At 62.1% G+C, this 26,714-nt stretch carries 22 protein-coding genes; 12 read left to right on the top strand and 10 right to left on the bottom strand.

Annotation, left to right across the window (positions count from 1 at the left end; genetic code table 11):
- Window positions 1–7: 7 nt before the first annotated feature.
- A complete protein-coding gene (locus tag EB231_RS28570; RefSeq protein WP_172351754.1) occupies window positions 8–331 on the bottom strand; it encodes a hypothetical protein in 324 nt (107 codons plus the stop codon).
- Entirely contained in the window at window positions 328–801 is a 474-nt protein-coding gene (locus tag EB231_RS28565) for a hypothetical protein (protein ID WP_172351753.1), read from the bottom strand. The genes EB231_RS28570 and EB231_RS28565 overlap by 4 nt, the downstream gene beginning before the upstream one ends.
- A 565-nt stretch (window positions 802–1,366) precedes the next feature.
- Between EB231_RS28565 and EB231_RS28560 the strand changes: the two genes are divergently transcribed.
- From EB231_RS28560 to EB231_RS28520, 9 genes are all read left to right on the top strand, one after another.
- Window positions 1,367–3,040, top strand: coding sequence for an aromatic/alkene/methane monooxygenase hydroxylase/oxygenase subunit alpha (locus tag EB231_RS28560; RefSeq protein WP_196772366.1), 1,674 nt, complete (start codon window positions 1,367–1,369; stop codon window positions 3,038–3,040).
- Window positions 3,041–3,091: 51 nt separating this feature from the next.
- Window positions 3,092–4,153: an NADH:ubiquinone reductase (Na(+)-transporting) subunit F gene (locus EB231_RS28555; RefSeq protein ID WP_140775159.1), complete on the top strand. Its 1,062-nt coding sequence runs from the start codon at window positions 3,092–3,094 to the stop codon at window positions 4,151–4,153.
- Window positions 4,154–4,200: 47 nt separating this feature from the next.
- Complete coding sequence (locus EB231_RS28550) at window positions 4,201–5,259, top strand: aromatic/alkene monooxygenase hydroxylase subunit beta (protein WP_140610910.1); 1,059 nt, start codon at window positions 4,201–4,203, stop codon at window positions 5,257–5,259.
- Window positions 5,260–5,276: 17 nt separating this feature from the next.
- A complete protein-coding gene (locus EB231_RS28545) occupies window positions 5,277–5,648 on the top strand; it encodes an MmoB/DmpM family protein (protein ID WP_056565037.1) in 372 nt (123 codons plus the stop codon).
- Window positions 5,649–5,739: 91 nt separating this feature from the next.
- Window positions 5,740–6,816, top strand: a complete 1,077-nt coding sequence (locus tag EB231_RS28540) for an NAD(P)-dependent alcohol dehydrogenase (RefSeq protein WP_172353059.1) — start codon at window positions 5,740–5,742, stop codon at window positions 6,814–6,816.
- A 41-nt stretch (window positions 6,817–6,857) separates the two neighbouring features.
- Complete coding sequence (locus EB231_RS28535) at window positions 6,858–7,880, top strand: amidohydrolase family protein (RefSeq protein WP_172351752.1); 1,023 nt, start codon at window positions 6,858–6,860, stop codon at window positions 7,878–7,880.
- Between the two features lie 5 nt (window positions 7,881–7,885).
- On the top strand, window positions 7,886–8,683 hold the full coding sequence (locus EB231_RS28530; protein WP_172351751.1) for an iron-sulfur cluster assembly protein: 798 nt from the start codon (window positions 7,886–7,888) through the stop codon (window positions 8,681–8,683).
- Window positions 8,684–8,760: 77 nt separating this feature from the next.
- The gene (locus EB231_RS28525) at window positions 8,761–10,392 is read left to right on the top strand and encodes a molecular chaperone GroEL (RefSeq protein WP_172351750.1); all 1,632 of its coding nucleotides are present in this window, start codon (window positions 8,761–8,763) and stop codon (window positions 10,390–10,392) included.
- A 38-nt stretch (window positions 10,393–10,430) separates the two neighbouring features.
- On the top strand, window positions 10,431–11,474 hold the full coding sequence (locus EB231_RS28520; protein ID WP_172351749.1) for an NAD(P)-dependent alcohol dehydrogenase: 1,044 nt from the start codon (window positions 10,431–10,433) through the stop codon (window positions 11,472–11,474).
- 104 nt (window positions 11,475–11,578) lie between these two features.
- Here the strand turns inward: EB231_RS28520 and EB231_RS28515 are convergent, their stop codons facing one another.
- Together EB231_RS28515 and EB231_RS28510 are read right to left on the bottom strand one after the other, a co-directional pair.
- Entirely contained in the window at window positions 11,579–13,657 is a 2,079-nt protein-coding gene (locus EB231_RS28515) for a sigma-54-dependent Fis family transcriptional regulator (RefSeq protein WP_172351748.1), read from the bottom strand.
- A gap of 86 nt (window positions 13,658–13,743) precedes the next feature.
- Window positions 13,744–14,217: a hypothetical protein gene (locus tag EB231_RS28510; RefSeq protein WP_172351747.1), complete on the bottom strand. Its 474-nt coding sequence runs from the start codon at window positions 14,215–14,217 to the stop codon at window positions 13,744–13,746.
- A gap of 452 nt (window positions 14,218–14,669) precedes the next feature.
- Between EB231_RS28510 and EB231_RS28505 the strand changes: the two genes are divergently transcribed.
- Both EB231_RS28505 and EB231_RS28500 read left to right on the top strand, forming a co-directional pair.
- Window positions 14,670–15,833 (top strand): OmpA family protein, encoded by a 1,164-nt coding sequence (locus EB231_RS28505; RefSeq protein ID WP_246740743.1) that lies wholly within the window; start codon window positions 14,670–14,672, stop codon window positions 15,831–15,833.
- 7 nt (window positions 15,834–15,840) lie between these two features.
- A complete protein-coding gene (locus EB231_RS28500) occupies window positions 15,841–17,079 on the top strand; it encodes a caspase family protein (RefSeq protein ID WP_246740742.1) in 1,239 nt (412 codons plus the stop codon).
- Window positions 17,080–17,181: 102 nt separating this feature from the next.
- On the opposite strand, the gene EB231_RS28495 is transcribed toward EB231_RS28500, so the two are convergent.
- Window positions 17,182–17,760, bottom strand: a complete 579-nt coding sequence (locus tag EB231_RS28495) for a DUF6931 family protein (protein WP_172353056.1) — start codon at window positions 17,758–17,760, stop codon at window positions 17,182–17,184.
- 189 nt (window positions 17,761–17,949) lie between these two features.
- On the opposite strand from EB231_RS28495, the gene EB231_RS28490 reads away from it, so the two are divergent.
- Complete coding sequence (locus EB231_RS28490; RefSeq protein ID WP_172351746.1) at window positions 17,950–18,486, top strand: OmpA family protein; 537 nt, start codon at window positions 17,950–17,952, stop codon at window positions 18,484–18,486.
- Window positions 18,487–18,545: 59 nt separating this feature from the next.
- Here EB231_RS28490 and EB231_RS28485 read toward each other — a convergent pair whose 3' ends face one another.
- The 5 genes from EB231_RS28485 to EB231_RS28465 form a co-directional block, all read right to left on the bottom strand.
- Window positions 18,546–20,168, bottom strand: a complete 1,623-nt coding sequence (locus EB231_RS28485; RefSeq protein ID WP_172351745.1) for a caspase family protein — start codon at window positions 20,166–20,168, stop codon at window positions 18,546–18,548.
- Window positions 20,169–20,376: 208 nt separating this feature from the next.
- Window positions 20,377–22,782 (bottom strand): M23 family metallopeptidase, encoded by a 2,406-nt coding sequence (locus tag EB231_RS28480; RefSeq protein WP_172351744.1) that lies wholly within the window; start codon window positions 22,780–22,782, stop codon window positions 20,377–20,379.
- On the bottom strand, window positions 22,779–23,174 hold the full coding sequence (locus tag EB231_RS28475) for a DUF1036 domain-containing protein (protein WP_172353055.1): 396 nt from the start codon (window positions 23,172–23,174) through the stop codon (window positions 22,779–22,781). Before EB231_RS28475 ends, EB231_RS28480 begins: the two co-directional genes overlap by 4 nt.
- A 117-nt stretch (window positions 23,175–23,291) precedes the next feature.
- A complete protein-coding gene (locus EB231_RS28470; protein WP_172351743.1) occupies window positions 23,292–25,850 on the bottom strand; it encodes a serine/threonine-protein kinase in 2,559 nt (852 codons plus the stop codon).
- 5 nt (window positions 25,851–25,855) lie between these two features.
- Window positions 25,856–26,629, bottom strand: coding sequence for a PP2C family protein-serine/threonine phosphatase (locus tag EB231_RS28465; protein WP_172351742.1), 774 nt, complete (start codon window positions 26,627–26,629; stop codon window positions 25,856–25,858).
- Window positions 26,630–26,714 lie beyond the last annotated feature (85 nt).

Raw genomic sequence — 26,714 nt, 5'->3', positions numbered from 1 at the left:
TCTCCCATCAGTCCTTGTTCGTCGTTGCGGCAAGCCGGCGATCAACGTCATCCACATCACCTTCGGCCGCGACAATGCGTTGCTCGCACGCCGCGCATGCCTGCATGATTGCCGCCGCGCTCTGCTCTGCATCATGCAAGTCCCGCACCAGTTGCGCGCTGGCCCCGCTTCTGCCGATTTCCAGCTCCAGGCGCAGCACGTCCATTTCGATGCCGGCGCGCTTCTGGTTGAGCCGCAACGCTTCCGCGGTGAGAGCCGAGACGCTGGCGACAAGATCGAGTCGGCGCGCAAGCAGCGCGTCACGCCTGGCCGTTTCGGATCCCTTGGTCATTTTTCGCTCCCCAGAGGCCCGGGTGGTTTTTCGAAGGCCGAGAGCAATTTGGGCAGCGTGCCGGCCTGCGACTGGAACTGCTTTTCGGCGGTTTCGATGTGGCTTTTGAGCTGGTCCCAGATGTCGACGCGGATCATCGACGTCGTGTCCCCGGTCAGGCGCTCGATCTCCTCGACACGGAACTGACGCGTCAGCGAAACACCTGAAAACACGAAGTCCCGCAACAGGATCGCATGGCTTTCTATGAACAGATGGATCATCGGATGCGTCTCAGCGGTGACGCCACCGGCGGTGAGCTCGGCCCTGATGAAGTGCTGGAAATGGGCCTGCAGGCGGTGCTGGCTCTCGCCCATGAAACGCATGACGAAGACCAGGTCGCGAGGCATCAGCTTGACAAGATCGCCGGCGACGCCCTCGGCATGGCTGGACATTGGTCCGGGCGGCCCGCTTCTGTCTTCATCGTTCGGCATGGTCTTTCTCCAGCGCGCAGCCCCCGTTCATGGGTTGTGGCTTTCAAATAATGGAGAAAGACGAAGAATTAAACAGCTGATGTGGATTTTGATATTTGCTGCGATTGCTAACTAGATATGTTGCAGGTGCGAATATATTTCAAATATTACAGGCGTAACTTACAGGTGTAAAGAAACGTTACATTCGGATGCCGGGTTGTGTGCCGAAGGAGTGGCGATCTTGTTTTCAACCCCGGCCATGAGTGCTATTCTGGAATTGGCACGCTGCTTGCTTTGCTCATTCTCATAAGAAGCCCATCGCGCTTGGCGCGGTGCCAAAAGAACGAAGGAACGGAGGAAGCAGAGACACATTCCGCTTCGATACGCCCATCGCATATGCGGTTGGCGCCGCGGGTTTCTGCCAAGCGCCTCGAGAACCTTTGCCGCGATCCACTTGAATGGCCGGACCATGAGTCGCGCGTCGATGCGCAACCCATTGTCATGCCGTTCGCACTCTCACTGGCGGCGTTTTGTGCCGCTTCATGCCGGGGTCAAGGGACCCGCGGCTCAAACCTGGTGGAGGCTTATGACCATGACGTCTCTGACGCTCAACAAGATTACCTCGCAACGCGGAATCTCCGTCGGCGAGGCGACCAAGAAGATTGCCGATCTCGGCTGGAATCCTTCCTACGTGCAGGAAGCGATGACGTTTCCGACCGACTACAAGATCAACAAGACGCCGCGCGACCCGATGAAGCAGGTTTTGCGGTCCTACTTCCCGATGCAGGAAGAGAAGGACAACCGCGTCTATGGCGCGCTTGACGCGGCATTGCGCGGCGACATGTTCCGCAACGTCGAACCGCGCTGGGTCGAGTGGATGAAGCTCTTCCTGGCCATCATTCCCTTCCCGGAAATCTCCGCCGCCCGCTCGATGGCGATGGTCGCCCGCATCGCGCCCGGTGAGGAACTCAGAACCGGCTTCACCATGCAGATGATCGACGAGTTCCGTCACTCGACGATCCAGATGAATCTGAAGAAATGGTACATGGAGAACTACATCGATCCGGCCGGCTTCGACATCACCGAGGAAGCTTTCGGAAAGTGCTACGCCACCACCATCGGCCGCCAGTTCGCCGAAGGCTTCATCACCGGCGACACGATGACCGCCGCCTGCATGTACCTGACCGTGGTGGCCGAGACCGCCTTCACCAACACATTGTTCGTCGCCATGCCTTCGGAGGCCGCCCGCAACGGTGACTATGCGCTGCCGACCGTCTTCCTGTCGGTGCAGTCGGACGAGAGCCGGCATATCGGCAATGGCCATTCGCTGCTGATGGCGGCACTCAAGGAGCCGGAGAACCATCTGCTGCTCGAACGCGACCTGCGCTACGCCTTCTGGCAGAACCACGCGATCGTCGATGCCGCCATCGGCACCTTCATCGAATACGGCACCACCAACCGCGACAAGAACAAGGAGTCCTACGCGGAGATGTGGCACCGCTGGATCTATGAGGACTACTATCGCACCTACATGCTGCCGCTCGAGAAATACGGCATCAAGGTCCATCACGACGACGTCCAGGCGGCTTGGGAGCGCATCACCAAGAAGAACTACGTCCACAAGGTCGGGCAGTTCTTCGCGGTCGGCTGGCCGGTCAATTTCTGGCGCATCGAGGCCCAGACCGACAAGGACTTCGAGTGGTTCGAGCACAAGTATCCGGGCTGGTACGCCGAATTCGGCGACTTCTGGAAATGGTACGCCAAGCTCAGCCACAAGGGCGAGAAGGTGCTGCTGTTCAACAGCGACGTCGGCTACGTCTATCCGCACCGCTGCTGGTCTTGCCTCGTCCCCTGCCTGATCCGCGAGGACATGGTGGTCGGCGAGATCAACGGCGAACTCTACACATTCGCTCACGAGCTCGACCGCTGGACCACGATGGTCGCCTTCAACGACGAGTATGAGGGCCGTCCGACGCCCGCGATGGGCCGTTTCAGCGGCAAGCGCGAGTGGGAGACGCTCTATGACGGCTGGGACCTGGCTGATGCCATCAAGGACCTGAACTTCGTCCGCTCCGACGGCAAGACGCTGGTTCCACAACCGCATCTGCGCTTCGACGACAAGGAGATGTGGACGCTTGACGATGTGCGCGGCAACACGCTCGGATCGCCGCTCAACGCCCTGCGTGCCATGTCGCCGGCGGACCGTGAGAAGCATCTGGCCGAATACCGGGCCGGCTTCACCATCAATCCCTGCAACTGATCAGGCCAGGGGGCGGGTTCGTCCCGCCCCTTGCTCTCACTGGAGGTCCGTATGTCGGAAACCCACACGGTCAGGCTCAGCCCAGTCGGTGTCGAGTTCGATGTCGAGAATGGCGAAACGGTGCTCAACGCCGCGTTTCGTCAGGGCATCGCGCTGCCGCACGGCTGCAAGGAAGGGCAGTGCTCGGCCTGCAAAAGCGTGCTGCTCGAAGGCGAAGTCGACATGCTGAAATACTCGACCTTCGCCCTGAACGATATGGAGAAGGAAAGCGGGCACGTCCTGTTGTGCCGTTGCATCGCCTACTCCGACCTGGAAGTCGAGCTTCTCAACTACGACGAGGAGATTCTGGCGAAGGCGATCGCCGTTAAAACGTACAAGGGCCGGATTGCTCGCATCGAGCAGCTGACCCACGACATTCGCGGCATCGAGATCGAACTCGGCTCGCCGATGAAGTTTTGGGCGGGGCAATATGTCGACATCACGGTTACCACGCAAAAAGGGGAGACGATTACGCGCTCGTTCTCCATGGCAAATACGCCGGACCAAACCCAAAAACTCTCCTTCATCATCAAAAAATACCCCGAAGGAAAGTTCTCGGGAGAACTCGATTCCGGAGGCATCAGGGCCGGAGCCGAAGTCACCGTCGTCGGACCCTACGGAACCTGCTTCCGCCGCGACGAACGGCAAGGACCACTGATCCTGGTCGGTGCCGGATCGGGCATGTCGCCGATCTGGTCGATCCTCAACGACCACCTGAAGAGCGGCGAGAAACGTCCGGTCTATTTCTTCTACGGCGCCCGCACCCGCAACGACCTGTTCTATCTCGACAGGATCGCCGAGCTGGTCGGCAATCATTCCGACGTCACCTTCATTCCCGTGCTGTCGCACGCCAATGACGACGCCGAATGGCAAGGCGAGCGTGGCTTCGTGCACCAGAGTGTCGATGCCAAGCTCAAGCAACTGGCGGTCGACGGGCAGGGCGATGTCCATGCCTGTGGCCCGCCGCCGATGATCGATGCGCTGCAGCCGGTGCTGTTCATGAACGGCTTCGAGACCGAGCGGATCTTCTTCGACAAGTTCACCACATCGGCAGGCGCAACGCCGGCCCATTGAGGGCGGTCGTGCCAAGCCAACCACAACTGCAACAAGGGAGAGAGACTATGCCTGCAACCTCGAGTTCAGTCGGTTCCGGAGCCGCTGGTGCCGCGATCTTCGCCGACTCCGACAGCCGGAAATACCGGTACTTCGAGCCGAAAGGCCAGCGTGCCACACACTACGAGGACATGACGGTCGACGTTCAACCCGATCCGGAACGCTACCTGATCCAGGACTGGATCATCTCCTTCGCCGACGGCAAGGGCGCCTATGTCAAGCAGAACACCGCTGCCCAGAGCTCCAACTGGCACGCCTTCCGCGCCCCCGACCAGGAGTGGGAGCGCACGCACTATCAGCGCCAGTCGAAGATCGAGACGATGGTGCAGAGCGTCATCAACAATGCCCGCAAGTCGGGTGCGCCGAAGACCTTCGACAAGGCCTGGGTCAAGATCCTGCAGACGCAACTCGGCGCCTGGAAACATGCCGAATTCGGGCTCGGCACCTCGCTGATGCAGGCGCAGCGTTACGGCTACACCCAGATGATCAACAACGCGACGCTGACCAACTCGTCCTACAAGCTGCGGCTTGCCCAGGACATCACGCTCTACCTTGCCGAGATCGGCATGGACCTGCCGGGCTGGGACGACGAACTCGGCAAGAAGGCCTGGCTCGAGGACAAGAACTGGCAGGGCACGCGCGAAGCGGTCGAGACCATCATGGGCGCGACGGATTATCTCGAGCAGTATTTCGCCATCAACATCGTCTTCGAGCCGCTGGTCGGCGAGGTGTTCCGCTCCGGTTTCCTGATGCAGATCGCCGCCGCCAACCACGACTTCATCACGCCCGCGGTGATCTCGGCGGCCGAGGCGGACTACGAGCGCAACCTCGCCAACACGATCGACCTGATCCACATGCTCGCCAACGACGAGAAATACGGCGCGGCGAACAAGAAGCTCTTCCAGGGCTGGGTCAAGAAGCACGGCGCGCTCGCCGACAAGGCAGCCACCGGCCTGCAGCCGATCTGGTCGATGCCGCATTCCAAGCCCGTCGCGTTCGTCGATGTCCGTGCCAAATCCGAGGAACGGATTGGCCAGATCCTCGGCGAACTCGGCCTCAAGCGCTGAAACAGGAGAAAATCGTCATGTCACTATCTGCACGCGACGCAACGCATTCCAACATCTTCAAGGCGATGAAGGACATCACCTTCGAGCAGACGATTTCGCATCAGTGCGGCGTCACCATGAACGACTCGGTCGAGGCACGCGCCATTGCCGAATTCATGGGCCAGAAGCCTGGGGTGACCATCACCTATCAGCCGGCACTGATCCGCATCGACGGCGACGGCAAGCTGATCTTCAAGATGGACGCGATCGGTGAATATCTCGGCCGCGAGATGTCGGCCGAGACCTTCGAGGTCAACACCTCCACCCATTACGGCCGCATGGTTCGCGTCGACGACAACACCGTGATCCTGTTCGGCAACATGGACGAGATGTTCGAATACATCGAATAACCGCCAAAACCAGTGCCGGGAAAGCAGATGCTTTTCCGGCACTGAACCACGCAAGGTGATTGAGAATTGCCGGACTACAGAGGGAATACGAATGTCTTCGAAAATGAAAGCCGCGGTATTTGTCGAGAAAGGGCGCATTGTCCTTGAGGACAAGCCAATTCCCGATATCGGTCCTCAGGACGCGCTTATTCGCGTAACCACCACGACCATTTGCGGAACCGATGTCCATATCCTCAAAGGCGAATATCCGGTCGCCAGAGGTCTGACGATTGGCCACGAGCCCGTTGGCATCATCGAGAAGCTCGGATCAAGCGTAGACGGCTTCAAGGAGGGTCAGCGTGTCATCGCCGGCGCGATCACCCCTTCCGGCTGGAGCCATGCCTGCCTCTGCGGATGCGGTTCTCAGGATGGTGCCGGCACCAAGCATGGCTGGCAGGCAATCGGCGGCTGGAAGTTCGGCAATACCATTGACGGCTGCCAGGCCGAGTATGTCCGCGTGCCGGACGCGATGGCCAATCTGGCGCCCGTTGACGACGGGGTCACCGACGAGCAGGTGCTGATGTGCCCCGATATCATGTCCACCGGCTTCGCGGGCGCGGAAACCGGGGGTATCCGGATTGGCGACACCGTCGCGGTATTTGCCCAGGGACCGATCGGTCTTTGCGCGACCGCTGGCGCAAAGCTCATGGGCGCAACGACGATCATAGCGGTCGACACTGTGCCGGCTCGCCTGGAAATGGCACGCCGGATGGGCGCTGATATCGTCGTCGACTTCAAGAAGGAGAACCCCGTCGACGCCATCATGAGGTTGACGGACGGGCGCGGTGTCGACGTCGCGATCGAGGCATTGGGCACTCAGGCAACGTTCGAGTCCGCCCTGCGTGTCTTGCGTCCGGGCGGCGTGCTGTCCAGCCTCGGCGTCTACTCCTCCGATCTCAAGATTCCGCTCGATGCATTTGCCGCGGGCCTGGGCGACAAATCCATCCGGACGTCCCTTTGCCCCGGAGGCAAGGAGCGGATGCGCAGAATGCTGGGAGTGATCTCGGCAGGCCGGGTCGATCTCGGCGGCCTGGTCACGCACCGCTTCAAACTCGACCAGATCGAGGACGCTTATGAGCTGTTCGCGAACCAGCGCGACGGCGTCCTCAAGGTCGCAATCACAATCTAACCCGCAGCCATTCAAAGCAACCCATTCGCGTGGAGGAAAACATGTACAGAACACCGGAAGGCAAGGACATCTTCATAGTCGACGGCCACACCCATTTCTGGGACGGCAGCCCGGAAAACCAGAAGAACATCCACGGCAAGCAGTTCATCGAGTGCTTCTATGCCTACCACACGGGTTTGAGCCCCAAGGAGCAGCTGTGGGAGAAGAGCAAGTTCGAGAAGTACAGCGCCGACGATCTCTATCGCGACCTGTTCATCGACGGTCCCGACGATGTGGCGATCGTCCAGTCCACCTATCTCAAGGACTTCTACAAGAACGGCTTCAACACGATCGAGCGCAATGCCGAGGTGGCCAAGCGCTACCCCGAGCGTTTCATCGTCAACGGCGCCTTCGATCCGCGCGATGGTGAGAAGGCGCTGGAATACATCCACTTCCTCAAGGAGACCTACAACGTCAAGGGCGTGAAGATGTACACGGCCGAGTGGAACGGCGCCTCCAAGGGCTGGAAGCTCACCGATCCCGATGCCTACAAATGCTTCGAGCTCTGCGACAAACTCGGCATCAGGAACATTCACGTCCACAAGGGCCCGACGATCCTGCCGCTCTCGAAGGATGCGTTCGACGTTCATGACGTCGATCATGCGGCGACGGATTTCCAGGGCCTCAACTGGATCATCGAGCATTGCGGCCTGCCGCGCCTCGACGATTTCTGCTGGATCGCGACGCAGGAAACCAACGTCTATGGCGGCTTGGCGGTGGCACTGCCCTTTATCCACGCACGCCCGCGCTATTTCGGCGAGGTCATCGCCGAGCTTCTGTTCTGGCTCGGGCCGGAGAAGATCCTGTTCGGTTCAGATTACGCGATCTGGACGCCACGCTGGCTGGTCGAGAAATTCTGGGCCTACCAGATCCCGCAGGACATCGCCGCCGAACGGGGTGTGCAGCTGACCGACGAGATCAAGGAGAAGATCCTCGGCCTCAACGCGGCGCGCCTCTACAACATCGATATCGAAGCCAAGAAGAAGGCGCTCGCCAGCTCGCCTTTCAGCATCGCGGCGGAGTAGGGGGCATGGCAACCGCCACCGTTTCCGGCGACCGCCAGAAGGAACTCTGGCGGCGCCTTGGTGAGGTCAATGACCCTGAACTCGACGAACCCATCACCGAGATGGGTTTCGTCGAGCGGGGCGAGGTGAAGGGCGATGGCAGCGTGGAGATAGATTTCCGGCTGCCGACCTACTGGTGCTCGCCCAACTTCGCGTTCCTGATGCTGGACGGTGTGCGCAAGGCACTCGACCAGCTTTCCTGGTCACCGGCCTATCGCGTCAAGCTGCACGATCACATGTTCGCCGAAGAGGTCAATCGCGGCATGGAGGCCGGCAAGGCGTTCGGCGACATCTTCGCCGTGCTTGCCGAGGATCAGGATCTCGGCGCCTTGCGCGAAACCTTCGCGATGAAGGCCTTCAAGCGGCGACAGGAGGCACTTCTGCGCGGCCTCAAGGCGCACGGTCTCACCGATCGCGAAATCCTCGGCATGGACCTGCCGGCATATGACGTCGCGCGTTTCAAGCCGGGCGAGGCAGCCAAACAGAAGCCGAGATACCGGGCGGCCCTGCTCGAGCGTTTTCCCGGCCGCAGGGCGGACGAACCCGTTTTCGTGACCTGGGAAGGGCGACCCGTACCGCCTGCCGCACTCAGCGCCTACCTCGCCGAATTGCGCGGTGTGCGCATCAACATGGAGTTCAACGGCGCGCTGTGCCGGGGACTCAAGCAGACCAGATACAAGGAACTGGATGTGGTCGACGGCGAACCGACGTTGGTCGATTTCATCATGGATCGCGTGCCGGTGCGAGTCGCACCAACCGCTTGAAGCAGAGCCGACAGCAACGGCCTCCCTTGCACGAGGCCCCTAACCAACAACCCGCCCGTAAGGCGGAAGGAGGAACCATGCCCAAGATAATGCTTCATAATTCCGAAGCTCGCCGCGCTCTCGCCCGTGGCGTCTTTCGGCTCGCCGCCGCCGTCGAGCCGACGCTCGGCCCTAAAGGCATGAACGCCATGATCGACCGGCCGATCGGCACGCCGATGGTGACCCGCGATGGTGTCAGCATCGCCTCCGAGATCGAGTTGCACGACCGTTTCGAAAACATGGGCGCGCAAGTCGTCCGCGAAGTATCGATGCAGACCAACGAGGTCGCCGGCGATGGCACCACGACGGCCATCGTGCTCGCCAATGCGCTGATCCAGGGCGGCGTCGAAGCGAACGAGCGCGGGGTGAAGTCGGTCGATCTGTGCAAAGGCATCGACCTTGCCGTGGCGGCGGTGGTGGCCGCGCTCAAGACTTCCGCCAAGCCCGCCAAGGGCAACGGCATCCTGGCGTCGGTCGCCAACATAGCGGCGACCAACGCCAAGCTTGGCGCCCTGGTGGCGGAGGCGCATCAGCGGGTGGGTGCCGAAGGCGTCATCACCACCGATTTCAGCGTCACCACCGAAACCACGCTCGACGTCGTCGAGGGCATGTCCTTCGAACGCGGCTATCTCTCGCATCACATGGTGACCGACCAGGAGAAGATGGAGGCGGTTCTCGAACGGCCCTACATCCTGATGACCGACCTCAAGATCAAGGAGCCGGGACAGCTCGATGCGGTTCGCCGCATTGCCGACGAGGATGGCCGGCCGTTGCTGATCGTATCCGAGGAGATGTCGCCGGAAGTGGTGGTGACGCTGCTCGGCAAGCAGGGGCCGGGACGATACCTCGTCGTTCATCCGCCGGAATATGGCCATTGGCGCAAGGCGATGATGGAGGATCTGGCCATCATCACCGGCGGCAAGGTGATCGCGCGCGATCTCGGCGGCCGGCTCGAGGATGTCACCGCCGAGGATCTCGGAACCGCCGACCGGGTGAAGACCAGTTCGTCCTACACCTCGATCATTCGCGGCGGCGGCGACCATGCGGCGATCGCCTCGCGCCGTGCCCAGGTTCAGCGGCAGTATGAAGCTTCGCAGCCGAACATCGACCAGGACAAGCTGCGCGAACGCCTGGCCAAGCTCTCGGGCGGCACCGCGATCCTCTATGCCGGCGGCGTTACGCCGGTCGAGCAGAAGCGGACCATCCAGTTGATCGAGGATTCCTTGAATGCGGTGCGCGCCGCATCCGAAGAGGGCGTGGTCGCCGGCGGCGGCTCGGCACTCGCACAGATCGCGCCGTTGCTCGACAAGGTGGTGGCCGGGGTCGACGGCGACGTCGCCGAGGGCGTGCGCCTGGTGCGCTCGGTCCTGACGCGACCGCTCTGGCGCATCGCCGCCAATGCCGGCGCCGATCCCGAAGCCGTGGTGGTCGAGGTCACCCGCATCAACGGCGGCTATGGCTACAACGCATCGACCGGCGCCTACCAGAACATGTTCGAGGCGGGGATCATTGATCCGGTTCGTGTCACCTACACCGCGCTCGCCAACGCGGCGTCGGTGGCGACGCTGATCCTGACCACCGAAACGCTGATTGGCGACCTCGCCGAGGATGAGGATCCGACGGCCGGTCCGGCGCGCGGCGGCGGCTCGGAAAAGCTCGGCCGCGCCTGAAGCAATCCAGACAATCTCGACGTTGAAGGAATACGACGATGAAAGCTGCCAGACTCTACGAATACGACCCGAAAATGAACGTCCAGCTCAAGATCGAGGAGGTCAAGGCGCCGACAATCACCGCACCCGACGAGGTGATCGTACGGGTGGGTGCCGCCGGTCTCTGTCGTACCGACCTGCACATCATCGAGGGTGTTTGGAAGCCGACCATGGATCCCGAGGGCACGCTTTTGCCCTACATCATGGGTCACGAAAATGCCGGCTGGGTCGAAGAGGTCGGCAGCGGCGTCAAATCGGTCAAGCGCGGCGATGCGGTTATCTGCCATCCCTTTCGCTCATGCGGCATCTGCCTCAACTGCCGCCATGGCGAGGACATGTATTGCGACAACGGCCAATTCCCTGGCCTTGGCATGAATGGCGGCTTCGCCGAATACTTCATCACCAGCGAACGCTCGCTGATCAAGCTCAACGCCAACATCACGCCGATCGAGGTGGCACCGCTGGCCGATGCCGGCATTACCGCCTACCGCGCCGCCAAACGCGCCGCCAAGCTGCTGCGGCCGGGGAGTTATTGCGTGCTGCTCGGCATAGGCGGGCTCGGCCACATCGCGTTGCAATCGCTGCACGCGATCTCGGGTTGCCGCATCATCGCCGTCGATCGCGAACCGGCAGCACGGGTGCTGGCCAAGGATCTGGGTGCCGACTTCATCCTTGATGGCGGGCCAAACGTCATCGAGGAGGTCAGCCAGATCACCGGCGGCGGCGCGCATGTGGTCATCGACTTCGTCGGCGAACTCGGCGTCGAGAACATCTGCTGGAAGATGGTGCGCAAGGGTGGGCAATTGTTCGTCGTTGGCTATGGCGGCAACATCAATGTGCCGACCGCGCATCTCGTCATCGAGGAGATCAACATCGGCGGCAGCCTGGTCGGCAATTTCACCGAGCTTGTCGAACTGATGGAGCTCAACGCCGACGGCAAGGTGAAGATGCACTACACCGAATACAATCTCGCCAGCATCAACACCGCGCTCGACGATTTCAAGAACCGGCGGTTCACCGGGCGTGGCGTCATCGTTCCCTGACGCTCGGCCGGAATGCAGGCGCAGGCCGGTCGCCAGTCCGATCCATCGGCCGCATTTCCCCAACCCCATGGCGCGAATGCCGTGGGGTTCTTTTTTGTCGCGTGTCAGAGGAACCCGCGCCGGATGCCGTACTGGCCGAGCTTGCGATAGAGCGTCGGCCGCGAAATGCCGAGTCTCAGCGCAACCTTGCTGAGATTGCCGCTCTCCGCGACAAGCGCATTCTTGATCGCCTGGCGTTCGGCATCCTCGAAGGTGCATACAGGTGCTTCGAGCATGGTCGCGGGATGGTCGCCGTGCATGGCCATGGTGTCGCGATTGCCCGCGCTGATTTCCCCGGGAAGGTCCTGGAGGTCGATCGTGCCGCCGCGCGCCAGTATATGCAGGCGCTCGACCAGGTTCTTCAATTCGCGCACATTTCCTGGCCAGCGATAGGCTAGCAGCGCGTCGAGGGCGTCGTTTGAAAACTCCAGCGGGTCGTTGCCGGCCAGCTTCGCGATCTGCCGGTTGAAATGCTCGACCAGCAGCAGCACGTCGTCACCGCGTTCGCGCAACGCCGGGACATGGATCGAAACCGCACCGATGCGGTAATAGAGATCGCTGCGGAAGCGCCCGGCCGCCACTTCCTGCTTGAGGTCGCGGTTGGTCGAGGCGACCAGCCGCACATCCACCGGCCGGCCCCTGGAATCGCCGATGCGGTGGACGACGCGTTCCTCCAGGACACGCAACAGGAAGGGCTGGATTTCGAGCGGCAACTCGCCGATTTCGTCAAGGCTGAGCACACCGCCATTGGCGAGTTCGAAGATGCCCGGCTTGCCCTCGCGCGAAGCTCCGGTGAAGGCGCCGCCGACGTGGCCGAACAATTCGCTGCCGAAAAGCTCCTTGGTGATCGCGCCACAGTTCATGGCTATGAAAGGGTCGTTTTCAGTGCGTCGGCTGCCGGCATGGACAAGCCGGGCAAACAGTTCTTTTCCGACGCCCGTTTCACCTTCTATCAGCAACGAGGTGACACCGTTCGAGCCGGCTACCCGGGAGGCGACATCGACGGCAGCCAGCAATTTCTCGCTTTCGCCGACGATCATCGCCGCGGCTGTCCGCAGGTGCTTGTTTTCCTCTCGGCGGATCACCGTCATGCTCGAGACGGCCGGCACCGATGGAAACACCAGAGCCGCGCCACGAAGATCGCCGTCAAGCTTCAGCGGTGTGACATGGCAGGATCGCAGATGCGCCGGCAACGCGTTGGCGAGATCGGTCTCGGATCCGGAGGCCGGCAGGTTCATCAGCCATCGACCACGCCCCGGTTCCATCGGGCCGTCCATCATCTCTGTCGTGTCGCCATTGGGCACGTTGTTGCAGAAGATCGCGCGGCCACGATGATCGACGATCACCAACCCATCTTTGCGGCGGTAACTGGGTGCCGAGGAAATGAAGGCTTCGAGCAGGCGCGTGCGCTGCTCCTGCTGCTGTTCGGCCAGGGCCTTTTCGATCTGCCTGGCGGTGGCCGCGACCAGCGCCGTGTTGTGCGGCCGGAAGATCGGCGAATAGCCCGACAGGTCGACAACGCCGATGATCTTGCCGTCCAGGGGATCGCGGATCGGCGCGCCGGCGCAGGTCCAAGATTTGATGCCGGCGCAGAAATGTTCGGCGGCATGGACGAAAATCGGCTCTCCAGTCCACAGCGCGGTGCCGATGCCGTTGGTTCCAACGGCATCCTCGTTCCATTTGCCGCCGATGCCCAGATGAATGTCCCGGCCGTCATGCAGGGTCTTCTTGTCGCCGATCGCGTCGATGAGCACGCCGTCGCTGTCGGCGAGCACCAGCATGGCTCCCGTCCCCTCCAGCAATGGGCCAAGGGACGCAAACGATCGCCGTGCCGCCGAAAGCAGTTCGGCGTTGGCGCGGGTCAGATATTCGATCTCGTCACGGTCGCTGCTGAGCGGTGCCTCGATGCCTTGAGCGTCGATGCCGCCGGTGGCGCTACGGTACCAGGAATCGTGGATCAGCGAGCGGACATGGACCGGATCGCGGGCGCACTTCGGCGCGTCAGCCAGAAAACTTTCCCAAGCGCGCATGGTGGCGCGCTCGTCATAGTCGACGTTGTCCAGAACCAACTGTCCGGTGGCCATCGACGCACGCGCCGGAATAGCCTTTGTCTTCATCTGATCGGGGCCGTTCGCGTGTCTCATTCAGTCATCACAGTACCTTTTGAGGTATGCCATTTCTGTATGCTGTCGCGGATTGGGCATGCTCAGCGGCGCCCAACAGCCTGCCGTCAGTCGATGCCGAGTTTCGCGCCGATATCGGCTGCAAGCTGCTCCTCGGTGTAAGTCGCGGTCAGCCGAGACCCGTCCAACTCGGTGAGCGCCTCGCCGATGGCTTCGTCGACCGGCGAGAAAAAGCCGTTCTGCTTTGTTCCCAGAACGAAGATCTGCTCTCCATCCCGATTGCGGATATCGCCGATATGATGAAGCTGGCGGCCGGTATTCTGGTCCTTGGAGATCACACGGCCATTCATGGTGACGCGGATGGACGGCTTGGCCTCGGCCACGGTGGCCGTGCTGCCGCCAACGTGGATGATCAGGCCTTCAGCCTTGGGTTGCTGGCGTGGCTTCCTGGAAGCCGAATAGCCGCCGCCGCTGATCTGGTCGGCAAGTCGAACGATGGTCGAGCGGTTCTGCTCGATCAGCCGCTTGACCTGAACATCCTCACGACGCGGGCCGTCCCGCTTGGAGATGATCTCGACCATGAATCCTCCCAGATTCGTCAGCTTGGCGGTGCCGCAGGTACGGTCATTCTTATGTGCGGCGGAACCCTACACTGCCATCGCCAGATGCGCCATTCACAATAGGTAGCGCCGAAATTCATGTCGCTGGTAGTAGGTGGCTGCTACACGGGATTTCCGGCGCTCCGGCGTCTGAGCAACCCGCGAGGGTCACAGACCGAAGCTGCTTCGCACCACGTCCACGAAGATCAGCCAACAGAAGAAGGTCACTGCCAAAGAAGGTGATTAAGCCGGTTGATCCACCTCTGGACGGTGGTAACGGCGGCGGCTGGGGATGAGCTGTTCTACAGCAGGTCAAGGTTTTCGCGGCGCGCCGCGGTTGACTTGGTGCAGCCACACCCGCTCGCCACCATTTGGCCCGCCAATTTCGCAGCGGACCTCGACCGGAAGACTGGCTGCTCGCCAAAAGGGTACAAGTGCTCTATACTTCAATTGCGTTCGCGCGAAGTAGGTACGGTTGTCCTGGGCAGGGGCGTTCCATGTTCGAAGTCGTCGCATTCCGGTGGAGAACGGGTTTTGGGAACCTCACCATAAGGGCCCTCGGCCTGATCGTCGCTTTCTCGGGGCTGTTGCTGTTCGGATCGCAAACCGCGGGCGCCGCGCCGAACTGGACGCTCGATCCCACCGCTTCGGTGATCACCTACCAGTCGGTCAAGAAGAACACGATCGTCGAGACCAACAAGATCAGGAACATCACCGGCACGCTGAGCTCGGCGGGTGATGCCAAGGTCACGTTCGACCTCAATTCGGTCGATACCGGCGTCGATCTGCGCAACGTTCGCATGCGCTTCCTGTTCTTCGAGACATTCAAGTACCCGACCGCCGAGCTTACGGCGAAGGTGGATCCCGCCGCATTCGCCGACCTCGCGACAAAGCGCAGGATGAAGGCAACGCTGCCGTTCCGCCTCAATCTGCACGGCGTCGACAAGGACCTCGAGGCCAGCGTCGTCGTCACCATGATCAGCGACACCATGGTGTCGGTTGCGTCGGAGGCTCCGGTAGCGGTCCATGTCGAGGATTTCGGCCTGCTGCCGAACATCGACAAGCTGCAGCAGGCCGCCAACGTCACCAACATCGTGCCCACCGCGTCGGTATCGTTCGATTTCGTCTTTACCGCCGATGGCAGCAAGCCGGCCGCCACCCAGGTTGCGGCGGCGAGTTCGGCCGATGTGGGTCCGGTTGCCACGGATGCCGCCAAGGCGAACTTCAGCGACGAGGAATGCCTGAACAGGTTCGCCGTGCTCTCGCGCACCGGCGCCATCTATTTTCGGCCTGCCAGTGCGCGGCTCGATGCGAAAAGCCGCCCCTTGCTGACCGAGGTTGAAGGCGTCGTCGGAAAATGCCCGAGCCTGAAGGTCGAGGTCTCCGGTTATACCGATTCAGATGGATCGCCGGAGGCGAACAAGCTGTTGTCGGAGCGCCGGGCCCAGGCGGTTGCGGATGCGTTGGTTGCCGCCGGCGTCCCGCGCAACCAGGTCAGTTCCGCGGGTTATGGCGAGGAGCGGCCGGTTGCCGCCAACGATACCCCCAAGAACAAGGCGCTCAATCGGCGGATCGAGTTTTCCGCCACCAAGCTTTGAGGTCGCGGTGAAGTCCGATCCGATCGCCCGTTGCGGTGGCTTCTTTCGCGCTGCCTGTCTCGCGGCGCTCGCCTTGCTGTTGACTTTGACGGGCGCCAGCGCCGAGCGCCGCGTGGCGCTTGTCCTCGGCAACGCCCAGTACCAGCACGCGGCGGCGCTCGCCAATCCGGTGCGCGACGCCCAGGTCATGGCTGAACGCTTGAAGAAGCTCGACTTCGAGGTCGTTTCCGGCTTCGACGAGACCAAATTGCAGACGCAGGCGACGATCGCCCAGTTTGCAAAACAGGTGCGCGGTGCCGACATCGCACTCTTCTTCTACGCCGGCCACGGCTTGCAGGTTTCGGGCAAGAACTACCTGCTTCCGGTCGACGCCGCGCTGGAGGACGAGACCTCTCTCGACTTCGAGGCTGTGTCGGTTGATTTCGTTTTACGACAGATGTCGCGGGAGACCAGCATCAGGCTGGTGTTTCTCGACGCCTGCCGTGACAATCCTCTCGCCGAGGCGCTGGCCAAGACCGCGGGCGTCAACGGCGCGAGCAGCGGCCTGGCCGAGATCCCGATCGAGAATGGAGGCGCCGGCACGCTCGTCGCCTTCGCCGCCAGCCCCAATCAGCTCGCCTATGACGGGTCGGGTGAGCACTCGCCCTTCACCGCGGCGTTGCTTCAGCACATCGGCGAATCCAACGTCTCCATCACCGAGGCCATGAACAGGGTCACCAGCGCTGTTTTCAAGGCAACCGCCGGCAAGCAGCGCCCCTGGATCAACGTTTCGCTGACCACGGAGGTCGTCCTGCACAAGGTCGATCTCAATGCGCCATTGATCGTTGGCGAGGCGAGCGCGCCTCAGGCGGAAAGCGGCTCCGAAGCGCGCAACACCGGCGCGGCGGCGAACCAGGGCGATGACCAGCTTGCGCTCGATGTGCTGCGTCAGAAAATCCCCAAGCTGGCGTCGGATGCCCCGATCCTTTTCGATCATCCGATCGACTTCGGCGATGCGGCGATCGACGGCAAGAGCATCGCCGAACTGATCAAGGGCAAGCCGCTGTTCAGTCCAGTGGAGGGGTTGGACAAGTCGGTATGGGAGGGCAAGCACTGCGACGGCTGCCACGAATGGAACGAGGCCCGGCTGTGTGATCAGGCGAAGAATTTTGCCGCCAACGATGTCTCGGTGCTGCGCCTGCAACATCCCCTGGGCACACGCTTCAAGGTGGCGCTTGCCAAATGGGCGCAGGGCGGCTGCAAATAGGCAGGAAGGGGACGGCGTCCATCCGATCGGGATGCGGCTCTAACTCTTTGTTTTGACTCAATTCCTGTGGGCAAACCGTTTCACACTTTTCCTGGAATTGCCCTAAAAGGCATCTTCCGATTGGCGCAACGCCTCGATCTCGGCCATCTGGATGCCCATGTCGACAAATGCCGAAAGAACGGCAAACCGGTCCGTGAGGGCGACACGGGCCAGTCCGGCCAGTATCCCGGCATTGACTGCATGGGCAGCTGGAAATGGTTGCAAGGCCGCTACCTCGGTCGTGGCCATGGCCGAGCCGTTGTCACGCCATCCGGCGGCGAGAGCAATCCAGCCGACCGGCGTTGTCGGTGGTGCCGCCGCGGCTTTGCCGACGGTTGCCCGATGGCGGGGATTGTCCGGTTCACCCACCCAGTCGCGAACATGCGCAAGCAGTTCCTGATCGGTTCCATCGAACAGGTCGGTCAGGTGGCTCAGGCATTCATGCGCCCACCAGATCGCGGCCCGCTCGGGAAGCAGGTAGGCACAAAAGGTAATAGCTTCCTCGGGAACGCGCCCGGCAAGGAGGTCGCGGCAAAACGTGATCGAGTTCTGTTCGGTTGGAGGGGTTCTCATGTCCCTGGCAATGGCGGGACAAGCCATGAAAAGATCCCGTGCCGTCTTGAATCGGAGCCCATTGGCCATGACCGCCACGCTTTCATCGAGAAGCCTTGGCCACTCAAGCCTCAGGCGCGGCGCGGGTCAAGCCTGAACCTGTGATGCCGCGGGACCCGTTGGCACTATCGTGCCCCAGCGTTTATCGACAGACAATCGCCTTGGAATTTGATATCATCACGATCGTCGAAATCGGATGCTCAAACAGGAGTAACCGCTATGCAGTGGGGCAGTACAGCCTTTGTGTTGGCGGTCGTGTTTTTCTCGACCCACGCTTCCGCCGACCCCGTTCAGAAATCAGAAGACATCGTGAAGTTTTTTGCCGGCGCGGCCGATCTTGGCAAATCGCGAGGAATTTGTGTCGGCACCGAGGAGGAGTGCAAAAGCAAGAGCAAGGCAAAGGACGGGCCGGCCGAAAAATCCAGCCTCGATATGCTGATCAATTTCGGATTGGATTCGGCCGCGCTCGACACCACCGCGCGCGCTGAACTCGACGAGTTCGCCAAGGCACTCAAGGACAGCAGGCTGAGCACTTTCAGCTTCGTCGTCGAAGGCTACACCGACGCCACCGGCACGGTGCATTACAACGAAGGCTTGTCGCAACGACGAGCGCAATCGGTGGCTGCCTTCCTGACGGCCAAGGGGATCGAGGCGGCCCGCATCGACGCGATCGGCATGGGCGAAAAGAATCCACGCAGCCCCAACCCGTACGATCCGGTCAACCGCCGCGTGGAAATGCGGATAAAGACGCAGTAGCGCGCTAAACGAATCCCAGGAAAAGTGCGTAGCGCTTTTCCTGGTAATTTCTCTAACCGTCACGGCTTGAGCACGCCGCCCACCGCCACTCCTGTCCCGAAGATCAGAGCCTTGGTCAGGAAGTCGTTGTTGTCGCGGGGTGGTGGCAGATCGTCCTCCCGCGCGATCGTTTCGCGGTAGCGCCGCTTCTGAACGACCTGTTGTTTTTTGCGGGGTTTCTGAACCGCCGGTTTCTGGGTGCGGACCTTTTGCACCACCTGCTTTTTCAGCCCCGCCGCACGGGCTTGATCGGCAGCGTATCTGGCGCGCACGGCTTCCATCATCGGGTCTGTCTGGATCACCAGGAACGCCAGTTGCTCCCGCGTCAGATAGGTGGTCTGCGGCAGGCCGTTCTCGACTTGCCAGATACCGATTGCTTGCCGGGTCTTGGGCCCGATGTTTCCGTCAACGCGCCCAAGTTCGTTGCCCAGCGCTTCGATGCGCAATTGCAGGTCGATGCGACCCTCGCGATCAAGACCAATGGCGCTTTCCGTCAACTCGGTGCCCGGTGTTTGCTTCACCTCGTCGGGGACGCTCACCGAGGTGCGCACGGCAGAGCCGGAACTGGCGTTGGCCTGGTCGGCATCAAGTGCCGCGACCTGCCGGTTTTGCGCTTTCGGGTCGTTCAATTCGTCGATGTTCAGCCGCGCCACAGTGGCGAAGCGGCCGTTCGGAAACTGGTCGAGATAGGCCTCGTAGAACGGAATTGAATTGCGCTTCGAAGCTTCATCCCAAAGACGTTGCTCGACCTCCCAAGAGGGCGGATCACTGGCAACAGGGGCGGGAGCCGATGTCGCTCCGGCATTCGATGCATCGGCCGCTGGATTTACATCAGGCGCCTCTGCCGCGACGGGTTTTCCAATGAACACCTCGCGCCCCAGCGACGCGTTGTGCCATGGCCGCTGGCGACCTTGCGTAGTCTCGCTCACTTCGCCGCGCACGCGCGTCAAAGCGCTCTGGATCTCGACGCCGGGCTCGGTCAGGTGTCTGGCGAGTGCGGTGGAGTAGGGACTGTTGACGCCGTTGCCGTCGAAAGCGATGGCGCCCGGATCCGTGGCATATGCAATCAGGATGCCGCCTGTTCCAACGCCCTCGGATTTGGCTTCGATCGGTGCCAGGCCGGACCCCAGCGAGCGCGACTTCGGCAGCGAGGCAGCCAGCGTCCTGGCGAGTGGATTGTCGCGGCAGGCATCGAGGATGATGACGCCGACCGCCGGGTCGGAGGGCAACGCCGCCATGAACTCGTCGATCTGGACGGTGCGTGTCTTGAGATAGGCGGGCGACGTCAACTCGGCGTCGACCGGAATGAGAAAATTCTTGCCGTCGACCTGCATGCCGTGACCGGCGTAGAAAATCACCGCGAGGTCGGCGTCGTAGGATTGCTCGGTGAACCGGCTGATGAGGCTGTGCATGCCGGCATTGTCCTGGTCGACCCCCTCGATCACCTCGAAGCCGGCGTTGCGCAGCGTCGATGCGATGAGGTGGGCATCGTTGGCCGGGTTGGGCAAGGTAACCGCATGGACATATTTGCTGTTGCCGATCACCAGTGCGACGCGTTTGGCCTCAGGCACCGCAGCCTCGGCGCTGAAAACGGCAAGGAAAAACAGGGAAATCCCGCTCAGAAATATTGCGAACGCTTTCATGGACCAGCCCTCCGCCGATTTGGGCGCACTGTTGATGTCTGCGTATGCTAAATTTCATCAGCGACAGCGTCGCTGGTGCCGAAACATGGCTCTTGGGCATATGTGATCTTAACCACAATTTTGGTTCACAACGGCCCGAAAAAAGTCAGCTATGGTAACACTTGGCAACAGGAACACCAATAGTCCGAGTGACTGATGCCATGGTAGGTCAAAGCGTATTCTGAATCGAACCTATGAGGGCGGCGACGGCCTGCTTGTATTTTTCGAACTCCGGCGATGTCTGGCGGATCTCCGTTGTCGTTGTCTGCGGGCTGGCGTCGGTGGCCACACGGCTCAGCTTTTGGCCCATTTTCCTTTCGGCCCAGTCCACCACATAGCTGGCTGTCTTGCCGGTAAGAAACGGGTTGGCCTGGATGACGGCCGCCCCCAGCACGGCGCTCAGTTGCGCCGAAGCTGGCGCCGCCAGCACCTGATGCGCGCCTTCCATTCCCAGGAAATGACAGAGATAGAGCCGGCCGGCCGTGATCTGGTGGCCGCGCGCCCGAAGATAAGCCTCGCCTTCGCGCGCCAGGTTGCGCACCATCTCACGCGAAATCGTGGCGTCGTACCGCAGAGCCAAGAGGTCGGCGGTCGACAGCGTGCGCGCCAGTTCCGGACGATAGGTATTCATCATCCGGATCCAGGTCTTCGTTATGAACTGGCCGGCGCCGGTCGCCGAGGAATTCGGGTTCTTGGCGCGGGCGCTGCCGCCGCTTTCGACATGAACGATCCGCTCGGTCAGCGTTTCAACGGCGACATCGCCGGAATTGCCGGCATCATAGACGGCGGCGGTGGTGACCGTCCCCAGCGGATCGATCGCCTCACCATTCTGGTAGAGCTCGAAATGCAGGTGCGGGCCGGTCGAAAGCCCGGTGGTGCCGATATAGCCAATGATGTCGCCGGCCTTCACCTTGGTGCCGACGCCGCTCGCAATGGCGAATTTTTGCATGTGCGCGTAGCGCGTCTCGCGCCCGTTCGCATGCGAGATCTTCACCAGATTGCCATAGCCGCCGCCATCGCCCTGGAAACTGATCTCGCCGTCGAAGGCGGCCTCGACCGGCGTGCCGACAGGGGCGGCCCAATCGACACCCTTGTGGATGCGAACGACACCGAGGATCGGGTGTTTGCGCGGGCCGAAGGTCGAGGTCATGACCCCGTTCACCGGCGTGACCATGCCGTTGGCGACAGTCAGCGAGCGCACCTCGTCATTGCCCGTGACGCAGGCGAACTGGCCGTCGCTCTGCTGGAAGACGAAACAGTCGATGGTCTTCTCACCGCCCTGGACGCCGACATAAAGGACCCGCCCGGACGTCTCGTCCTTGCCGCGCGGCGTCTGTGAGTAGATCAGCACCAGGCGCTGGTCCTCGCTGGCGAAGGCGTCGAGGTCCTGTCCTCGCGACAGGTACATGATCGCCTCGCCGATGACGCCGGTTGGAACCTTGTTGCGCGCGGCCGTCGAATAGATCGCGTCGAGCAGGCGGTATTGTCGCTTGGGCCCGCCTTGATCGGTACCGGAATAGTTGAACAGGTCCTCGCGCACCCAAGGGTCGACACCCGACACGAAGGCGCCGGCAGAATTGCGCGTCAGTGTGCCGACAAAGACATTCTTGGCGTAGATCGAAACCTGCATGAGCGACATCGTGGTCGTCCCACGATTTGGCCGGAATCCGCGCATGGCGACGACATAGCCCGGTTCCAGCCCGTCCCGGTTGAAGAGCGCCTTCAGCGCTTCGCCCGCCAGCTTGGCATCGTCGGCGGAGAAATGTGCATCGAGCGCAACGCTGTCCAGGCTGCGGTCGTTGAGGATCTTCACGAACGTGTCTTCGGTCGCCTCGAAGCGCTGGTACTCGCTGGTCACGGTTGCGACGGTCGTATTGTTCTCGATCTGGGTCTTCGTGAAGGCGGGCAGCGCTGCCTCGCCCTGATTGACGGTCTCTCCCCAGCCGGCCTCCGGGTCGTCGGCATCCTGCTTGGGCACTGAACCGGCTGGGGCCCCGCTCGCATCGGGTGCCGCCTGAAGGTCATTATCCAGGTCGCCCTGCTGGTCGTCCGATGCCGCCGGGGCGGGCGGAGCGGCCTGCTCAGCGGGTGCGGCAGCCGGAGATGCCGGAGCGGTCCGCCGCTGTGCCTGGAAGAACGCGAAGTCCTCCTGCGTCGACGGGATAGTCGTCATGAACTTTTCGCTGGCGCTAAGCATCACGTCGGAGAGGATCTCGATCTGCGGCGAGGCGCCGGAACTGTCGAGCTCGGCCGGGCGCGCCACCGTATGGCCCTTGCTTGCCGTGTCGGCATCGGGCGCCAGGGTGATCCACATCGGATCTCCCGCAAGGTCGATGATGGCAGGCACGTAGACGGATGCATCGGCCGGCACATCGTCCACGCCTTCGACCGCGTGCAATTCCTCGTCTTCGTCGCCGAACGACCAATAGTCCGCGGTAAAGTAAAGACCGGCTGCGATGGAGAGCAGGACCATGACGGCGAAACCGGCAATGAGCCTGCGCCAAAACGTGCGCCTGCGCAGCGCGGCGCGCGCCTCCTTCTTCTGCTTGAAGCTCGTGTCGATACTGTGCGTCACGGACTGCTTCCGGTCAGGAAGAAGGTCCACCGCACCTGTTCAAGCGTATCGACTTCGAGAAATTGCGCCGCGATATGGCCACGCTGCCAGCAATCGTCGATGCCGCGTATCGAAAAGCGTCGTCGCTCGATGCACATCTCGGTAGATCCGGTAAGGATCGCATGGCCAAACACGTCCGTTGCATAGATGTAGATGTAACGGTTCGTCAGTTCCTCGCGGATGACGTTCACGCATTGATTTGCGCCGATGGTCCACCAGCCGTCGGTCTGGTCCGCATTGTCGACCTTCTGGCCAACCGCGAGATTGACGACGTCGAGTGTCTGGTTGCAGACCGTGAATTCGGCGCGCGCCTCGCTGGACAACAGCACGGCCAGCAGTGCCGCTCCCGCCATGACCGCGAGCTTGATGCGGCCCGTCAGGGCAGGCAGGGTTCGAGCCGGATCACGCTGCTCTATGGGCAGGCCGGCAGGGGGCAAACACGCGCGGCTGAGTTCCATCGGGCGCCCATGCTATCCGCCGAGCCGGAAATACTTGGCAGTCGCTGAAAACTGAGATCCGTCGGTTTCGATCTCCTCGAGAATTTTGGGCAGCAGCACCGAGGCCGGCGTTGGCGTGGAGAAGGCAGCCGCCTGAATATCCTGCGGGCCTGTGATCACCATTATGATCTGAGGCACGGCCTTCCCGGTGGCTTTGTCGGCGGCGCCCAGCCCGATCGGGATGCTGAAGGTAGCCTTGTCCGATTGCACGACGATGCGGTCGTCGAGGTTGAACACCATGCCCTTGTGGTCGATCAGCAGCACACTGGAAATGAGCCCGCCACGCGTCACCAGCGTGCCGCGGATCGGCGTACCGTTCGGCACCGATGTCCGGTCCAGAACAAGCTGCGGTTTGTCGGCCGCGGTCTGGCCCAGAAAGCGCAGAAAGTTGGTGACTTCGCATTGGCTCTGCTCAATGAGGCGGACGCTGATGTCCGGCTCGACATGGAATTTTGCCTGGAAAGCGCCCAGCATCTGTTCGAATGGCTGGACCGTCGTACCAAATCCTTCGATCGCGGGGGCCTTGTCGGCTGACGACGTCATGGTCGCGTAGAAACAGTCGCCGCCGCTGAAGTCGCGAATCCAGGAGACTTGTTGCGCGCTGTCGTCGACGGCCGGGGGGATCGCTGGTTTGGGCACGGTCAACGCGACGACAGCTTGGTCCGGCTGTTTGGTTGGCGGCAACGAGGCGTTTTGGCCCTCGGTATTCGCGGCATCTGTCTGGCCTGCAGTGGGTTTGGGTGCCGGCACGGCCGCCTTGGGTGCTGCCGGCTGGCTGATCTGTGGCTCGGGCTGCACGGGCTGGGCCGGCGGCGGTGTTGCGACCTTCTCGGCTGGCGGGGTGGGAGCTGTCGTCTCGGATGCTGGGGCCGACATTTGGCTGTTGCTGGCCATCGTATCCGGCTGGATTGCCGGCGATGCCTCTGGCGGCGCGTTCGTTGCCGAAGGCTTCACGGGTTCCGCCGTTTGCGGGGCAGTGGGTTTCGCCGGCTCCGGCGCTTGCACTGGCTTGGTATCTGCCTGGCTTTCAGCCGATGGCGTGCTCGCTTCTGCTTGCGGTTGAGCCGCCATTGCCGGCGGCTTCGGGGGTGCCTCGGTCGGCGAGGGCGCTTCCGCGGTCTTGGCCGGCTGCGGCTTTTGAGCCGCCTGTGCCTCCGGCTGTTTTTCAGCCGGCGCTACGCTTGCTTCCGGCTGCGCGGGCGGAGCCGGCTTTGCCGGTTCCGGGGCGTTCGCGATCTTGTCGGTCGGGAGCGGCCTTGCCATTTCCGCGGCAGGCTTTGACGGTTCGGGCGCGGAAAGCGACGTCTTGCCGGCAGTCGGTGGCGCAGGCGTCATGAAGCCGGTCAGGTAAAGGCCAGCGCCTGAGGCGACAGCCAGCGTCGCCGCCAGGGCGGCGATCGCGGCGGTACGGGTCCTTGCGGGTTTTCCCGGGGCGCTGCGGGCGGCAGCGCGCGGCGGGCTGGGGTTCGCCCGAGGCTGCGGTTCGGACAAAAGCGCGGGCCGGACATGCGGGACGAAGGGTTGCGCGCCCGCGCCAATTGCCGCCGGCGCATTGTGTCCCGGGACGTTGGATGGCTGAGGCTGCGCCCTGGGATCGGGAGCAAGGGTCTGCCCGGCTCGAGGCAAGCCCGGCCGGTCGCGGGGGGTGATCGACGTCGGCGGCGTTGTTCCTTCTTCTTCGTCGCGCGTCATCCTGGCAATATCCGCCATGCTGACCGGCCGGTCCTGCGGATCCGGTTGCAGCATGGCTTCGACAATGCCGCGAAAATCCTCGTCGATGTCGGATAGGTCGGGCACGGTCCGGCGCTTTTCGATGATCTCGAACTGTGATCCGCTCATGTCGATCGGCTTGCCGCGCAGCGCGGCGGCCAGCACCAGCCCAAGGCTGTAGATATCGGACTGTTCACGGACGTCGCCGCTGTAAAGCCCGAGTTGTTCAGGTGAAACGTAATTGTACTTTCCCGCGAACTTTCCGCCGATCAGCGTCTCACCACCCACGGTCGCCGATCGCGCGATGCCGAAATCGATGATCTTTGCGCGGTCGACGCGGCCTCCCGGCAGGATGATGTTGTCGGGTGAAAGGTCGCGATGGATCGCGCCTGCCTGATGCACGGCGCTCAGGCCGGATGCGAGGCGATGGCAAAGCTTGCGTACCTCTTCCGTCGGCATCGGCCCGCGTCGCATGATGTCGAACAGCGACTCGCCGTCGACGAATTCCATGGCAAGGTAGGGACGGCCGATCCCGGGATCGATGGTGAAGACGTGGTATCGCACGACCGCGTCATGCGACAAATGGTTGAGGATCGAGGCCTCCTTGCGGAACAAGGACAGGATCGTCTGGTCACGGGCAAACTCGGGCAGGACGATCTTGATCGCGACATGGTCTCCGGTCTGGATGTTGTGGCCACGGTAGACCTCACCCATGCCGCCGAATGCGATCCGCTCGTCAAGTTCGTAGATGCCGCTGAGCTGTGTGCCTACGGCGGTGTTGGCCACCTGCGGCGATATCCGCGTCTTGTCGTCGGCGCTCATCAGCCTTAGCCCTCCGCTCTCGACAGATCAGCGCGAAGCGATTGTCCATTGCGCCCGTTTCCGATCTTCACCAGCACAATGGTGACATTGTCCGTTCCGCCCCGCGCCAGCACCGTTTCCAAGAGATTCTCGCAGGCCGCCTGCGGCGTTGCCGACACCACCGCTGCCTCGATCTCCGCGTCGGTGACATGCGCTGTCAGTCCATCGGTGCTCAGCACGAAAATGTCCCCTGGCATCAGTTCGCCTTGCTGGAAGTCGATGATGAAGTCATCGCTGACGCCGACCGCATGTGTGATGACATTGCGGCGTGGCCAGGTGAGCGCCTCGGCTGCACTGATCATGCCTCGGTCCAACAGTTCCTGCACTTCGGTGTGGTCTTTCGAGATCTGCGAGATCGAGGCGTTGCGGATCAGGTAGATCCGGCTGTCGCCCGCCCACAGACAGGCAAAGCGTCCGTCCATCGCCAACAGGGCGGCGACCGTGGAGCCGATGGTGATGCCGCGCGATTCCGATATCCTGCGGATCTCGGCATTGGCCCGGCTCAGCCTGTCCTCGAAGCGCGCCCGCAGGTCCGGAGCGGAGCTTGCGATGCCGATCGTGGCCAGATGGTCGACAATGCTGGCCGAGGCGACCTCTCCTGCCTCATGCCCGCCCATTCCGTCAGCCACCACCCAAAGCCCGGTTCGCGGCTCGAGCAGATAGTTGTCCTCATTGTGCTCGCGGACACAGCCCTTATGGCTCACGCCGAAGCTGTCAAAGGGTAGGGCGACATCGTTCAACTTGCCACCAAACGCGTCCGACGCGTCCTCTGCGGCGCACTCCCGGGCGCCCGCTCAAGCCAGTCTGCCACAGGCTCGGCTGATA

Source organism: Mesorhizobium sp. NZP2298, from assembly GCF_013170825.1.
Classification (GTDB): domain Bacteria; phylum Pseudomonadota; class Alphaproteobacteria; order Rhizobiales; family Rhizobiaceae; genus Mesorhizobium.
Note: the sequence above shows the minus strand (reverse complement) of the source record. Positions and strands in the feature narration are given on the sequence as shown.